This is a genomic window from Streptomyces sp. NBC_00009 (assembly GCF_045040855.1).
Lineage (GTDB): Bacteria > Actinomycetota > Actinomycetes > Streptomycetales > Streptomycetaceae > Streptomyces > Streptomyces aureus.
The window spans coordinates 4,581,329-4,595,326 of the sequence record NZ_CP108312.1 but is presented as its reverse complement, the minus strand read 5'-3'; the positions used below and the strand labels follow the sequence as shown (position 1 = coordinate 4,595,326).

The following is a 13,998-nucleotide window of genomic DNA, read 5'->3' as shown; positions in this document are numbered from 1 at the left end:
TTCCCCTACTGGTGAGAAGTGACCCGGAATGCCGGAATCTCCCGGCGGGCGGCGCATATGCCGACGGCCCCGCACCCTGTCCGGGTGCGGGGCCGTCGCGCGGCCGCGGTGAGCGGCCCGGGAGTTACTTCGCCGCGAAGACCACGGCCTCGTACTCCTTCTCGTCCGCCGAGTACGGCTTGGAGATCAGTTCCTTGCCCATGGCCAGCCTGCCGTTGGTGTAGAGCAGTTCGGACTGGGTGGGGGTCATGCTGCTGATGACGCTGGTCACGGTCTCCGTCGCCGGAGTGACCAGGAGCGTCTTCTGCTTCAGCGTCTTCGGGTCGATCGTGACGATCTCGGCGCCCTTGTCGTAGGGGCCGTCCTTGTACGCCAGGACGTTCCCGCCGTCCATGCGGACCGGGAAGAGCGTGTACTCGCCGCCGTCGACGCGGTCACCGGTGAGCCGGCCGTTCGCCAGGGAGAACGACACGATCTCGTTGGTCATGCCGGACGTGCCACCGCCGTCGTGCTCGCGGGTCGGCATGTAGACGCGGTCGTTGCCGACCGTGATGCCACGGCAGCCGTGCATCTCGCCGACCTCGCAGTCGAAGTCGTACCGGTCCTTCTCCAGCGAGACCTTGGCGCGCAGCTTGCCGGTGTCGTCGAGGGAGAACAGGTCCGACATCTCGACCTCCTCGCCGGTGGCGATCACGAAGGTGACCGGCTGGGTGGAGACGACGGAGATGACGTTCACGTCGGCCGGGATCTTGTAGGTCCACTTCGGCTTGCCCGTCGCCGGGTCGAGGAGCTGCACCTGGTGCTTCTCGTCGCCGTAGTCACCGCACTTGCGCACGGCGACCAGCTGCTCGCCGCCGCGGTAGCCGACGTCCTCGCAGGAGCCGGTCTGGGGCTGCCAAAGGATCTTGCCCGACTTGATGTCGAAGGCCGCACCGCCGTCGTAGCCGCCGCCGACCGCCAGCGTGGAGCCGGTGATCGACAGTTCCTTGAACGGGATGTCACGCCCGCCGCTGCCGACGCTCTTCGTCCACAGCTTCTTGCCCGTGTCGACGTTGAAGACCGTGATCTTGGTGCACGGCTGGTAGTCGTACTCCTTGGGCTTGCGCGGGGACGCCTCGCTGATGACCGCGCTCAGGCCGTCCTGGGTGACCTCGGGGGCGCCGCCGCACGTCTGGCCGGGCAGCGGGAGCGTCCAGGACTTCTTGCCGGTGTCCGCGGCGTAGCCGTTGATCTCGCCCAGACCCGCCTTGGCGTACGTCGTGTCCGTGAGCCAGGAGCCCTTGGTGCTGAACACCTCGTCCTTGGGCACCTCGTGCTGGGGCAGCTGGAAGAGGACCTGGGAGCTGGTGTTCGCCGGGACCTTCTCCTTGCTCGCGCCGCCGGTCGTGGTGCCGCCGGAACCGCCCTTGTTCTCGTCGCCGCCCTTGTCGGTGCCGCCGGTGGGGCCCGCGGTGCTGGCGTCCGTCTTGTCGTCACCGGATGACGTGGAGTACCAGACGCCGCCGCCGATGATCAGGGCGACCGCGACGACAGCGCCGATGATGATCATCATCTGGGAGCTGATCTTCTTGCCGGCGCCGCCGCCCGCCGCCTGCATGGGCGTGGTGACCGGCGGCGGGTAGGCGCCGTACTGCGGCGGCTGCTGGCCCGGGTAGCCGTAGCCCTGCGGGGGCGTCGGCGGCTGGCCCTGGGGGGCCTGCGGGTAGCCGTAGTTGGGGGCAGGGGGCTGCGGGTGGCCGTAACCCCCGGGCTGGCCCTGCGGCGGCGTGGGCGGCTGGGAGGGCGGCTGCGCCGGGGGCGGCGTCTGGGGCGCCTGCGGGTAGCCGTAACCGGGCTGCTGCGCGGGCGGGGGCGGCGGCGTGGGCGCGCCGAACCCTCCGGGCGGGGGGTCCTGCGGGGCGCCGAAGCCTCCGGGCGGGGGGTCCTGCGGCTTGCCGAAGCCCACCGGCGGCGGGCCCTGGGGCGGGCCCTGCGGCGGCTCGTTGGGCGGCTGGGGCGGCTGCGTCATGACGTCTGTACCTCGGGTGACGGGGAGAAGGAGCGGGCGGCGGTGCGGTGGGCGGTCACTGGGGCTGCGGCAGTCACTTGCCGTACGCCAGCATCAGTTTCTCCTCGCCCTTGGCGGTGCCGGACAGGCGTGTCGTGGAGATGTAGAAGCGCCCGTCGACGTAGTCGATCGCCTTGGAGTAGAAGCCGTTCTCGATCTGCGCGGTTCCCGCCGGGTTCTGCAGCAGGGTCTTCGGCGTGTGCGAGCCCGCCGTCGCGATCGACACGACCCTGCCTCCGGCGTCGTACGAGGCGTTGACGTAGGCGATCACCGCGCCGCTCGAGGTCTTCAGCGGCAGCATGTTCTGCGCCACCGGCGACTTCGCGCGCCAGCGCTCCTTGCCGGTCTCCAGGCTGATCGCGACGACCTCGTTGGCGGTGCCGCTGGTGGCCTTGGTCGGCAGGTAGAGCGTGTTGGTGTCGGCCGCGACGCCCGTGCAGCCCTGGAGGTCACGGTCGAGGATGGCCCAGCCGCACTCGGGGGCGAAGTCCTCGTCGACCGAGACCTCGGAACGCACCGCGCTGCTGCCGTTCTTCAGCGTGGTGATGTTCCACTGCTTCTTGTCCTCGTTGGTGAGGTAGAGGACGACCGGCGAGACGGAGTAGGCGCGGGCGACCTTCCAGCCCTTGGGGAACGGCTTGGTCCACTTCGCCTTGCCCGTCGCCGGGTCCAGCTCCTGGATCTCGTCGTGCTCCTTGTCCGTGGAGGCACCGCAGGAGGACACGGCAAGGAGGCGCTCGCCGCCGGCGAACGCGCCGGGGAAGCAGGCCGCGCCGTACTTCTTCTTCTCGAAGAGCTGCTTGCCGTCGCTGACGCTCAGACCGAGGCCGGACATCTGGCGGCCGACCATCAACGTGCTGCCCGCGTAGGTGAGTTCGACGCCGCTGCCGGTGCCGTCGAAGAGGTCCCCCTCGGGGATCTTCTTCTCCCAGTCCTTCTTGCCCGTCTTCAGGTCGATCTGCTGGACCTGGTTGCACTTGGCGCGGTCGGTGACACCGCTCATGTACGCGATGGCGACCTTGTCGTCGTCCGACTTCTGCACGCTGGCGCCGCAGATCTTCTGCGGGAGCTTGATGGTCGGCCAACTCGGCTTGCCGTCCGAGATGTTGTACGCGACGAGCTCGTTATAGACCGCCTTCGCGGCGAGCGTGTCGGTGACCCACATGCCGGGCGCGTCCGCGCCGTCACCGGGGGCCTTGGGGGCCGTCTTGTACCAGAGGACCTTCGACTCACCGGCCTGGCGGCCCGCGTTGAGGTCCTCCTTGCCGTCACGTCCATCACCGGAGCCGTCACCCGGGTCGACCGGCGCGGAGCCGGTGGGCTTGGGGTCCTGGCTCTTGTCGGCGACGGGGTCCTTCTTCTTGTCGTCACCGCCGCCCACGACCGCCCACACCACACCGCCGGCGATCACGACGACGGCCACTGCGGCGGCCACGATGATCCCGGTGCGGCCCTTGAAGGGGTTCTTGCCGCCGCCCGGGGCCGCGGGGCCACCGGGGAACGGGGGCTGCTGCTGCGGCGGGTAGCCGTACTGGGGCTGCTGCCCGTAGGGGCCGGGCTGCTGCGCGCCGTACGGGCCGGGCTGCTGCGGAGGCTGGCCGTAGGGGCCTGGCTGCTGCTGCGGCTGACCGTAGGGACCCGGCTGCTGGGGCTGACCGTAGGGGCCGCCCTGCGGGGGCTGGCCGTAGGGGCCCGGCTGCTGCGGATAGCCGTATCCGGGCTGCGGGGCCGGCGGCGTCTGCGGCGGCTGGGCCGGCGGCTGCGGCGGCTGGCCCGGAGGCTGCTGCGGGTCCTGTGGTGCTCCGAAGCCGCCTTGCGGCGGCTGGTTGGGCGGCTGAGTCATCAGCGCTCCCCCCTCTTCACTGATGTGTCTGCTCGCCTGGTCGATTTCAGGACGTTCTCTGGACGTTCTCTGGTCGTTCTCAGGCAAACCCAGAGCGCCCTTTCTATCACCCTGTGCAGTACCACATCGGGCCGGTCGCTCCCCTGTTCCCAAGGGAGCACCGGCCCGTGATGGGTCTGTTACGGGAGCTTCACGCATCCTCCGCGAGCTCGAGCCAGCGCATCTCCAACTCCTCGCGCTCCCCGATCAGTTCGCGCAGCTCGCTGTCCAGCTTGGCCACCTTCGCGAAGTCCGTTGCGTTATCGGCGATCTGTGCGTGCAGCTTGGTCTCCTTCTCGGAGATCTTGTCCATCTGCCGCTCGATCTTCTGGAGTTCCTTCTTCGCGGCACGGGCGTCCGCGGCGGACACCGTCTTCTCCGGCGTGCCCGCGGCGGGGGCCGGGGCGGCGGCCGTCATCGAGGCGGCGACGGCCTCCTCCATGCGGCGGCGGCGCTCCAGGTACTCGTCGATGCCGCGCGGCAGCATCCGCAGCGTGGCGTCGCCGAGCAGCGCGAACACGCGGTCCGTGGTGCGCTCGATGAAGAACCGGTCGTGGGAGATCACGACCATGGAGCCGGGCCAGCCGTCGAGGAGGTCCTCCAGCTGCGTGAGGGTCTCGATGTCGAGGTCGTTCGTCGGCTCGTCGAGGAAGAGGACGTTCGGCTCGTCCATCAGCAGGCGCAGGATCTGGAGGCGGCGGCGCTCACCGCCGGACAGGTCGCCGACCGGCGTCCACTGCTTCTCCTTGTTGAAGCCGAACGTCTCGCAGAGCTGGCCCGCGGTCATCTCGCGGCCCTTGCCGAGGTCGACGCGGTCACGGACCTGCTGCACGGCCTGGAGGACACGCAGTTCGGGGTTGAGCTCGGCGACCTCCTGGGAGAGGTAGGCGAGCTTCACGGTCTTGCCGACGGCGACGCGGCCCGTCGCGGGCTGCTCCTCGCCGTCGGTGCGGGCGGCCTGCGCCATGGCGCGCAGCAGGGAGGTCTTGCCCGCGCCGTTCACACCGACGAGTCCGATGCGGTCGCCGGGGCCGAGCTGCCAGGTCAGGTGTTTGAGGAGCACCTTGGGCCCGGCCTGCACGGTGACGTCCTCGAGGTCGAAGACCGTCTTGCCGAGCCGGGAGCTGGCGAACTTCATCAGCTCACTCTTGTCGCGCGGCTCCGGCACGTCGGCGATGAGCTCGTTGGCGGCCTCGATGCGGTAGCGGGGCTTGGAGGTGCGGGCCGGGGCGCCGCGGCGCAGCCAGGCCAGCTCCTTGCGCATCAGGTTCTGCCGCTTGGTCTCCTCGGTCGCCGCGATGCGCTCGCGCTCGGCGCGCGCGAAGACGTAGTCGCTGTAGCCGCCCTCGTACTCGAAGACGTCGCCCTTCTGCACGTCCCACATGCGGGTGCAGACCTGGTCGAGGAACCAGCGGTCGTGGGTCACGCAGACGAGGGCGGAGCGGCGGGCCTGGAGGTGGCTCGCGAGCCAGGAGATGCCCTCGACGTCGAGGTGGTTGGTGGGCTCGTCGAGGACGATCAGGTCGGGCTCGCCGATGAGGAGCTTCGCGAGCGCGATGCGGCGGCGCTCGCCGCCGGACAGCGGCGCGATGACCGTGTCGAGGCCCTGCGGGAAGCCGGGCAGGTCGAGTCCGCCGAAGAGGCCGGTGAGGACGTCGCGGATCTTGGCGTTGCCCGCCCACTCGTGGTCGGCGAGGTCGCCGATGACCTCGTGCCGGACGGTCGCCTCGGGGTCGAGGGAGTCGTGCTGCGTGAGGACGCCGAGGCGCAGGCCGCCGCTGTGGGTGACGCGGCCGGTGTCGGCGTCCTCCAGCTTGGCGAGCATCCGGATGAGGGTGGTCTTGCCGTCGCCGTTACGCCCGACGACACCGATCCTGTCCCCCTCGGACACGCCGAGCGATACGCCGTCGAGCAGGGCACGGGTGCCGTACACCTTGCTGACTGCCTCGACATTGACCAGGTTGACTGCCATTTCGCTCCTGACAAGGGGGTGGATCAGTCTTCCAGCGTAGTCGCCCGGCTCAGGGCCTCCGCCGCACAGGCCGTCGCCCGCCCCGGCCCGCGGCGGCCCGCCCGAGCGCCACGACCTCGCGCGGCCGCGCGACCCGGACCTGGCCGGGTCCTGCCGGGGGCGGCAGCAGGTGACCGCGGGTGGCGAGTGCCGCGTGGACTCCGAGCAGGGCGAGGGTGCCCAGGGGGACGGCGGCGCGGCGCATCCTGCGGCGGCGGCTCCCGCGCGGGCGGGAACCGGGGGTGTCGGTGGTCATGTACGCCACAGTGCCGCGCGGGGCGATGGGGCGGCAGCGCGGACGTACTCAGTTACCCGTGAGTACGTCCGACTGCGTCAGCGCTGGACGACCGTCGCGCCCGGCGCCGGAGACGTCGTGACCCGTACGGAGCGGCAGGTGCCGGACGCCGTGAGGGCGGCGGCGACCGCCCGCGCCGACGTCTCGTCCGCGCAGAGGAACGCCGTCGTCGGGCCCGAGCCGGAGACCAGGCCCGCGAGGGCGCCCGCCGCCGTGCCCGCGTCGAGGGTGTCCTTCAGCGCGGGGAACAGGGAGAGCGCGGCAGGCTGGAGGTCGTTCGTGAGCGTCGCGGCCAGCGCGGTCGCGTCGCCGGAGCGCAGCGCGTCGAGCAGGGCGGGCGAGGCCTCCGGCTCGGGGATCGCACGCCCCGCCGTGTTCTCGGCGATTCGGTCGAACTCGCCGTACACGGCGGGCGTCGAGAGCCCTCCGTCGGCGGCCGCGAACACCCACCAGAACTCGCCGCCCACGTCCAGGAGTTGAAGCTTCTCGCCGCGTCCGGTGCCGAGCGCCGCCCCGCCGACCAGACTGAACGGCACATCGCTGCCCAACTCGGCGCAGATGTCGAGGAGTTCGTCCCGGGTGGCGCCGGTGCCCCACAGTGCGTCGCAGGCCACGAGCGCGCCGGCGGCGTCCGCGGAGCCGCCCGCCATGCCGCCGGCGACGGGGATGTCCTTGTCGATGTGGAGGTGGACGCGGGGCTCGATCCCGTACCGCTCGCCCAGCGCGATCGCGGCGCGGGCCGCGAGGTTGGTGCGGTCCAGCGGGACCTGGTCCGCGCCGGGGCCCTCGCAGGTGAGGGTCAGCTCGTCGGCGGCGGTCGCCGTGACGTCGTCGTGGAGGCCGACGGCGAGGAAGACGTTGGCGAGGTCGTGGAAGCCGTCTGGGCGGGCGGCGCCCACCGCGAGCTGGACGTTGACCTTCGCGGGGACCCGTACCGTCACGCTCACTGCTTGTTCTCCGCGATCCTTGCGAACTCCTCGACCGTGATGGCCTCGCCGCGCGCCTGCGGGGAGACACCGGCCGCGACCAGGGCGGCCTCGGCGGCGGCGGCCGATCCGGCCCAGCCGGACAGGGCGGCGCGCAGGGTCTTGCGGCGCTGGGCGAAGGCCGCGTCGACCACGGCGAAGACCTCGCGCTTGGAGGCGGTCGTCGCCACCGGTTCGGTGCGCCGGACCAGGGCCACGAGACCGCTGTCGACGTTCGGCGCGGGCCAGAAGACGTTCCGGCCGATGGAGCCGGCGCGCTTCACGTCCGCGTACCAGTTGGCCTTGACCGACGGGACGCCGTAGACCTTCGAGCCGGGGGCGGCCGCGAGGCGGTCGGCGACCTCGGCCTGCACCATGACGAGCGTGCGCTCGATGGTGGGGAACGTGTCGAGCATGTGGAGCAGGACCGGCACGGCGACGTTGTAGGGCAGGTTCGCGACGAGCGCCGTGGGCGCGGGGCCCGGCAGTTCGCGTACCTGCATCGCGTCGGAGTGGACGAGCGCGAAGGCGTCCTTCTTCTGCGGGAGGCGGGCCTCGATCGTCGCGGGCAGCGCGGCGGCGAGCACGTCGTCGATCTCGACGGCGGTGACATGGGCCGCCGCCTCCAGGAGCGCCAGGGTCAGCGAGCCGAGGCCGGGGCCGACCTCGACGACGTTGTCCTCGGGGGTGACCTGCGCGGTGCGGACGATGCGGCGGACCGTGTTGGCGTCGATGACGAAGTTCTGGCCGCGCTGTTTCGTGGGCCGCACGCCCAGGGCTGCCGCCAGTTCGCGGATGTCGGCGGGGCCAAGCAGGGGGCCCTGGGGGTCAGTGGTGCTCACGGTCTCAGGGTACGGGGCGCCGCGGCCGGGTCCCGACCGGACCGCGGGGCCCCGCACCGCAGGCGGCTACCCGTGCAGGCGGCCGCCGCAGTGCGGCCACGGGCTCGCGCCGCGCTGCACGTACAGCTTCTTCGCCCGGTACGTCTGCTCGGAGGCGGACGCGTCCTGGGGCCGGCCGCCGCCGCCCAGGCTGTGCCAGGTCTGTACGTCGAACTGGTAGAGGCCGCCGTAGGTGCCGGTGGCGTCGGTCGCGGCGGGGCGCCCGCCGGACTCGCACCGGGCGAGCTCGCTCCAGTGCAGGCTGTCGGCGCCGGCGACGGAGGGCGGCAGGGGCTTGGTGCCGACCTTCACGAGCCGGCTGCGGGGCTCGCGCACGACCTCGGCGCTCATGCGGCGCGGCTTCTGCCTGACGCCGTTGACGGTCCGCAGGGCGTAGGTGACGCGCCGGGTGCCCTGGCGGCCCGCCCGTTCGACGACCTCGGTGCCGCGGAACAGGGTCGGGTCCTGGGTGCGCTCCACCGCGTACGCGATGGGTTCCTCGCGCACTTCCCTGGTGCCCTTGATGCGCATGACGGTGATCGTCTGTCCGTCGCGCGGGAAGCTGTCCTGCGGCACGGACGTGGTGTCCTGGCCGTGCAGCGAGACGCCCGCCTCGTCGACGGCGTCCCCGACGGTGGCGGCGTTGGTGCGGATGGTGCGCTCGCGGCCGTCGGCCATGACCGTGACGCTGCGTTCGGTCCGGACGTCGAACGCGAGGCCGTCGCGGGCGATGCGGTGGGAGCGGGACGTGGAGACGTAGGCGCCCTCGGCGCGGACACCGAGCTGGCGCAGGGCGCCGTCGACGGTGCCCGCGGTGGTCCACACCTTGCGGCGCTCCCCGTCGAGGGTGAGGTGGACGAGCCTGCCGTAGTGCACGGCGACCTCGTCGCCGCTGGACAGGGCGGTCCCGGGGGCGGGGGCGACGACATCGTGCGGGCCGACGTCGACCCCCTCGTCGGCGAGCAACTCGCTGACGTCGTCCGCGAAGGTGTGCAGGGTGCGCGGCCTGCCGTCGACGCTGAGCTGGATCGCCTTGTCGGCGGCGACGAAGGCGGTGGTGCCGCCGGCCAGGAAGGCGACGACGAGGGCCTGCGGCAGCAGGCGTCTGAGGGTCTCGGGCCGCTCGGGCCGTTTCCTGCGCCGGGCCGCCCTGCGGGCCTCGGCGCGCCCCGCGGTCTGCGGGGCGGGGTCTGCGGCCGGGGCGGACGGGCGCGGCAGCAGCGCTTCGGGCACGGGCCAGGCGGGCTGGGTCTCCATCGACTCGTAGCCGGGGCGGTAGGTGTCCGCGTGCGGGTGCGGGCCGGGCGGTGGTTCGTATGTCTCGAGCGCGTCGAGCGTTTCCTGCGGCTCATACGTCCCGTACGGCGAATTGCTCACGACGACGCTCCTGGGTCCGGATCGGCGAGGAGAACCTAGCGGAGCGATCGTCACTCTCCAAAGCAGAGCGGCTACGCTGTGTCGCGACTCGTTCCCGGCCTTTCCCTCCCGGCGCCGTCCCGGGGGCGCTGCCGGTCAGTAATCGAAGGCGCGGGCCGTGTTGGCGGAGACGGCCGCCGCCAGGGTGTCCTCATCGAGGCCCTTCACCGCGGCCATCGCGCGCAGCGTGACCGGAATGAGATAAGGGGCGTTAGGCCGTCCGCGGTAGGGCGCGGGGGTCAGGAAGGGCGCGTCGGTCTCGACCAGGACGAGCTCGCGCGGGGCGGCCACGAGCGCGTCGCGCAGGGGCTGCGCGTTCTTGAAGGTGACGTTCCCGGCGAACGACATGAAGTAGCCGTTCTCGGCGCAGATCCGGGCCATTTCGGCATCTCCGGAGTAGCAGTGGAAGACGGTGCGCTCGGGGGCGCCCTCCTCCTTGAGGATGCGCAGCACGTCGTCATGGGCGTCGCGGTCGTGAATCACGAGCGCCTTGCCGTGCCGCTTGGCGATCTCGATGTGGGCACGGAAGGAGCGCTCCTGCGCGGCGATGCCTTCAGGTCCCGTACGGAAGTGGTCGAGTCCGGTCTCGCCGACGCCCTTGACGTGCGGGAGGGCCGCGAGCCGGTCGATCTCCGCGAGCGCCTCGTCGAGGGCCGCGTCACCGCCGGCCGGGCGTTCGCCCTGGCGCGACCAGCCGTCGGGGTCGCCGAGGACGATACGGGGCGCTTCGTTCGGGTGCAGGGCGACGGTGGCGTGCACGCCCGGGTGCGCGGCCGCGGTGTCGGCGGCCCAGCGGGAACCGTTCACGTCGCAGCCGACCTGGACGACGGTCGTCACACCCACCGACGCGGCCTTGGCGAGGCCCTCCTCCACCGTGCCCGACTGCATGTCGAGGTGGGTGTGCGAGTCGGCGACCGGCACCGCGAGGGGCGCGGGCAGCGGCGGCGGGGTGACGTCCTTCGAACGGTCAGAGCTCATGCCCCGATCCTACGAAGCCGGGGTCGGCGGGGTCGTCGGGGTTCGGTCGCGGCTCGGTCGGTGCTCAGCCGGTGATCAGTCGGTCTTGCGGTTCTGGAAGGGGTGCAGCAGGTCGGAGAAGTGCCAGTGGTGGTGTTCCTTCGCGGGGTGCTCCTCGCCCTCGCGCCGCTCCGCCGGCATGATTCCCTGGCGTTCCATCACGCCGCGGATCGACGAGACCCGCCCCGCCCTCATGATCCGTACGACATGGCCGCCGCAGTTGAGGCACGTGGGCCGGGTCAGCGGCGACGGGACACGCTCGCCGCCCGCCACGTACATCACGAATTCCGCGCCGTCGCCGTCGATGTGGTGCTCGATCTCGAAACTCTGCTCCCAGCCGTGACCGCACCGCATGCAGGCGAAGGCGTACGACTCGTGGGCGATGGCTGTGGCCGCGCTCCGGTTCGGTATCTGGGGTGCGGCAGCACCGGCCGGGGTCGGTACGGCGCCTGCGATCTCACTCATGCCTGCTCCTCTTGCCCTCTGGACAAGGCACTTCGGGGCGGGGCATTACATCCGCCCTGAAGCGTGGGACGGGTGCGTCCCTTCAACCAGTGGACGCTTCTCCCGGCGCGATCGCATCAGGCCTGTCGACTATTGGATCCGATTTGGCCTTTCCTTATCGGAAGGGGCCCGATGCGCGGCCTGCGCTTTGCCTTTCACGATAGTCCTTTGCCCTCCGATGGGGCGCCCCGAGCGGCATTCTTTGCCGCGACCACGGCATCGAAGACCTCGCGCTTGGGCAGCCCGGCCTCGGCGGCCACGGCAGCGATGGCTTCCTTGCGCCGCTCCCCCGCCTCCTCGCGCACCTGCACCCTGCGTACCAGCTCGGAGGCGTCGAGTGACTCCGCGCCCTTTTCCGGGGCGCCCTCCACGACGACGGTGATTTCGCCGCGCACGCCTTCCGCGGCCCATTTCGCGAGTTCCCCGAGCGGGCCCCGCTTCACTTCCTCGTACGTCTTGGTGAGCTCGCGGCACACGGCCGCCCTGCGATCGGCGCCGAATGCCTCCGCCATCGCGGCGAGGGTGTCGTCGAGGCGGTGCGGGGCCTCGAAATAGACGAGGGTGCGGCGTTCCTCCGCCACTTCCCGCAGCCGGCCCATGCGCTCGCCGGCCTTGCGGGGCAGGAAGCCCTCGAAGCAGAACCGGTCGACGGGCAGCCCGGACAGCGCGAGCGCGGTCAGCACGGCGGACGGCCCCGGCACGGCGGTGACCTTGATGTCCCGCTCGACGGCGGCCGCGACGAGCCGGTACCCGGGGTCGGACACGGACGGCATCCCCGCGTCGGTCACGAGCAGCACCCGGGCCCCGCCCGCGAGCGCCTCGACCAGTTCGGGCGTACGGGCGGACTCGTTCCCCTCGAAGTACGACACGACGCGCCCGCCCGGGGTCACCCCGAGCGCCTGTGTCAGGCGCCGCAGCCTGCGGGTGTCCTCGGCGGCGATGACGTCGGCGTCGGCCAGCTCCTTGCTGAGCCGGGGCGGCGCGTCCGACACGTCTCCGATGGGCGTGCCCGCGAGCACGAGCGTTCCGGGGGAATCTGGGCTTGATGTCACGGATCCATCCTCGCAGGGGCGGGGCGGGACGTGTCGGCCAGGCGCCGCAAGCCCGGCCCGGCCGACACATCCCGCCCCGGGGCCGGCCGACTCGGTGGGGCCGCACACGGGACTCGCACAGTGACGTTCCCTACGATGGCGCGGTGACCAGTACAGCGTCCTCGCCGCACTCTCCCTCGACCAGCGCCCCGCCGGGCCGGACCCCCGGCGAGGGGCGGCAGCCGTCGACGTGGGAGCGCCGGCTGCGGCGGTTCGGTCACGTGGCGCAGCCCAGAGACGACGTGGGCTCGCGGCTCGTGCCGCCCTACGCGCCGCCGTCGTCGCGGCTGTGGGCGACGCTCGGTCTCTCCGACGGCCTCGCGCGGGGCGTGACCCGCTGGTCGGGCTGGCTCGGTCCGCTGCTCGTGACGCTGATCGCGGGCCTGATGCGGTTCTGGCATCTCGGCAGCCCCAAGGCCGTGATATTCGACGAGACGTACTACGCGAAGGACGCGTGGGCGCTGATCCACCGCGGCTTCGAGGTCAACTGGGACAAGAACGCCAACGACCTGATCCTGAAGACCGACGGCCATGTGCCGATCCCGCACGACGCCGCGTACGTCGTGCATCCGCCGGTCGGCAAGTACGTCATCGGGATCGGCGAGTGGCTGTTCGGTTTCGATCCGTTCGGCTGGCGGTTCATGACGGCGGTGCTCGGCACGCTGTGCGTGTTCCTTGTGTGCCGCATCGGGCGGCGGCTGTTCCGCTCGACGTTCCTCGGCTGCCTGGCCGGTCTGCTGCTCGCCGTGGACGGCCTCGCGTTCGTGATGAGCCGCACGGCGCTGCTCGACTCGGTCCTCGTGTTCTTCGTCGTCGCCGCGTTCGGCTGCCTGGTCGTGGACCGCGACAAGGCGCGCGGGAAGCTGGCCGCCGCGCTCCCGAGGGGCGAGGACGGCGTGCCGCGCCCCGACGCGCACATCGCCGAGACGCTGCGCCTGGGCTGGCGCCCGTGGCGGCTGCTCGCCGGCCTGTGCCTGGGCCTCGCCGCGGGCACCAAGTGGAACGGCTTCATCTATCTGGCCGCATTCGGCGTGCTCACGGTCCTGTGGGACGTCGGCGCGCGCCGCGTCGCCGGAGCCGGCCGGCCGTACGTCACCGTGCTCAAGCGGGACCTCGGCTGGGCGTTCCTGTCGACGGTGCCGGTCGCGGTCGCCACGTACGTCCTGTCCTGGCTCGGCTGGATCCTTTCTCCGGCCGACGGGACCGGCGGCTACTTCCGCAACTGGGCGGCGACCGACGGCCGGGGCGGTTCCTGGACCTGGCTGTTCCCCGACTGGGTGCGCAGCCTGTGGCACTACGAGCACGAGGTCTACAAGTTCAACGTGGGGCTCAGCTCCCCGCACATCTACCAGTCGAACCCGTGGAGCTGGCTCGTCGACGGCAGGCCGGTCTCGTACTTCTACGAGTCCCCGCTGCCCGGCAAGGACGGCTGCCCGGCCGGCGCGGGCGACAAGTGCGCCCGCGAGGTCCTGGCGCTCGGCACCCCGCTGCTGTGGTGGGCGGCGGCGTTCGCCGTGCTGTATCTGCTGTGGCGCTGGTTCTTCCGCCGCGACTGGCGGGCGGGCGCCATCGCGTGCGCCGTCGCCGCGGGCTATCTGCCCTGGTTCAACTACCAGGAACGCACGATCTTCTTCTTCTACGCGGTCGTTTTTGTGCCCTTCCTGTGTCTCGGTGTCGCGATGCTGGTCGGCGCGATCCTCGGGCCACCGGGGTCCGGGGAACGGCGCAGAGTCGTGGGCGCGGCGGGCGCGGGCGTGCTCGTCCTGCTGATCGTGTGGAACTTTGTCTACTTCTGGCCGATCTACACCGGGCAGGCGATCCCCTTCAGCTCCTGGCAGTCCCGGATGTGGCTGGACACCTGGGTCTGACCGGCTGGCCCCCGGGGCCGA

The 13,998-nt window shown here is 71.7% G+C and carries 11 protein-coding genes; 1 reads left to right on the top strand and 10 read right to left on the bottom strand.

Annotated features, from left to right (window positions below; all coding sequences use genetic code 11):
• Positions 1 to 124 precede the first annotated feature (124 nt).
• The 10 genes from OHA58_RS20830 to rsmI all read right to left on the bottom strand — a co-directional run bounded on the left by OHA58_RS20830 (position 125) and on the right by rsmI (position 12,070).
• Positions 125 to 2,008, bottom strand: a complete 1,884-nt coding sequence (locus OHA58_RS20830) for a PQQ-binding-like beta-propeller repeat protein (RefSeq protein ID WP_405480553.1) — start codon at positions 2,006 to 2,008, stop codon at positions 125 to 127.
• Positions 2,009 to 2,081: 73 nt separating this feature from the next.
• Positions 2,082 to 3,890, bottom strand: a complete 1,809-nt coding sequence (locus OHA58_RS20825; RefSeq protein WP_405480551.1) for a PQQ-binding-like beta-propeller repeat protein — start codon at positions 3,888 to 3,890, stop codon at positions 2,082 to 2,084.
• Between the two features lie 190 nt (positions 3,891 to 4,080).
• The gene (locus OHA58_RS20820) at positions 4,081 to 5,901 is read right to left on the bottom strand and encodes an ABC-F family ATP-binding cassette domain-containing protein (protein WP_405480550.1); all 1,821 of its coding nucleotides are present in this window, start codon (positions 5,899 to 5,901) and stop codon (positions 4,081 to 4,083) included.
• 49 nt (positions 5,902 to 5,950) lie between these two features.
• Complete coding sequence (locus tag OHA58_RS20815) at positions 5,951 to 6,196, bottom strand: hypothetical protein (RefSeq protein WP_405480548.1); 246 nt, start codon at positions 6,194 to 6,196, stop codon at positions 5,951 to 5,953.
• A 77-nt stretch (positions 6,197 to 6,273) separates the two neighbouring features.
• On the bottom strand, positions 6,274 to 7,182 hold the full coding sequence (locus tag OHA58_RS20810) for a 4-(cytidine 5'-diphospho)-2-C-methyl-D-erythritol kinase (RefSeq protein ID WP_405480547.1): 909 nt from the start codon (positions 7,180 to 7,182) through the stop codon (positions 6,274 to 6,276).
• On the bottom strand, positions 7,179 to 8,042 hold the full coding sequence (gene rsmA, locus OHA58_RS20805; protein ID WP_227295208.1) for a 16S rRNA (adenine(1518)-N(6)/adenine(1519)-N(6))-dimethyltransferase RsmA: 864 nt from the start codon (positions 8,040 to 8,042) through the stop codon (positions 7,179 to 7,181). The genes OHA58_RS20810 and rsmA overlap by 4 nt, the downstream gene beginning before the upstream one ends.
• Positions 8,043 to 8,108: 66 nt before the next feature.
• Positions 8,109 to 9,458 (bottom strand): ubiquitin-like domain-containing protein, encoded by a 1,350-nt coding sequence (locus OHA58_RS20800; protein ID WP_405480546.1) that lies wholly within the window; start codon positions 9,456 to 9,458, stop codon positions 8,109 to 8,111.
• Between the two features lie 135 nt (positions 9,459 to 9,593).
• Positions 9,594 to 10,475, bottom strand: coding sequence for a TatD family hydrolase (locus OHA58_RS20795; protein ID WP_405480544.1), 882 nt, complete (start codon positions 10,473 to 10,475; stop codon positions 9,594 to 9,596).
• 75 nt (positions 10,476 to 10,550) lie between these two features.
• Positions 10,551 to 10,979 (bottom strand): hypothetical protein, encoded by a 429-nt coding sequence (locus OHA58_RS20790; RefSeq protein ID WP_405480543.1) that lies wholly within the window; start codon positions 10,977 to 10,979, stop codon positions 10,551 to 10,553.
• A 194-nt stretch (positions 10,980 to 11,173) separates the two neighbouring features.
• Positions 11,174 to 12,070 (bottom strand): 16S rRNA (cytidine(1402)-2'-O)-methyltransferase, encoded by an 897-nt coding sequence (rsmI, locus tag OHA58_RS20785; RefSeq protein WP_227295212.1) that lies wholly within the window; start codon positions 12,068 to 12,070, stop codon positions 11,174 to 11,176.
• A gap of 143 nt (positions 12,071 to 12,213) precedes the next feature.
• Between rsmI and OHA58_RS20780 the strand changes: the two genes are divergently transcribed.
• Positions 12,214 to 13,977, top strand: coding sequence for a dolichyl-phosphate-mannose--protein mannosyltransferase (locus OHA58_RS20780; protein WP_405480542.1), 1,764 nt, complete (start codon positions 12,214 to 12,216; stop codon positions 13,975 to 13,977).
• Positions 13,978 to 13,998: the final 21 nt, after the last annotated feature.

Bases quoted from the DNA above. Each gene is read 5' to 3' on its own strand.
- OHA58_RS20820 (WP_405480550.1), bottom strand. From the start codon at position 5,901: ATGGCAGTCAACCTGGTCAATGTCGAGGCAGTCAGCAAGGTGTACGGC.
- OHA58_RS20815 (WP_405480548.1), bottom strand. From the start codon at position 6,196: ATGACCACCGACACCCCCGGTTCCCGCCCGCGCGGGAGCCGCCGCCGC.
- OHA58_RS20790 (WP_405480543.1), bottom strand. From the start codon at position 10,979: ATGAGTGAGATCGCAGGCGCCGTACCGACCCCGGCCGGTGCTGCCGCA.
- OHA58_RS20795 (WP_405480544.1), bottom strand. From the start codon at position 10,475: ATGAGCTCTGACCGTTCGAAGGACGTCACCCCGCCGCCGCTGCCCGCG.
- OHA58_RS20830 (WP_405480553.1), bottom strand. From the start codon at position 2,008: ATGACGCAGCCGCCCCAGCCGCCCAACGAGCCGCCGCAGGGCCCGCCC.
- OHA58_RS20825 (WP_405480551.1), bottom strand. From the start codon at position 3,890: ATGACTCAGCCGCCCAACCAGCCGCCGCAAGGCGGCTTCGGAGCACCA.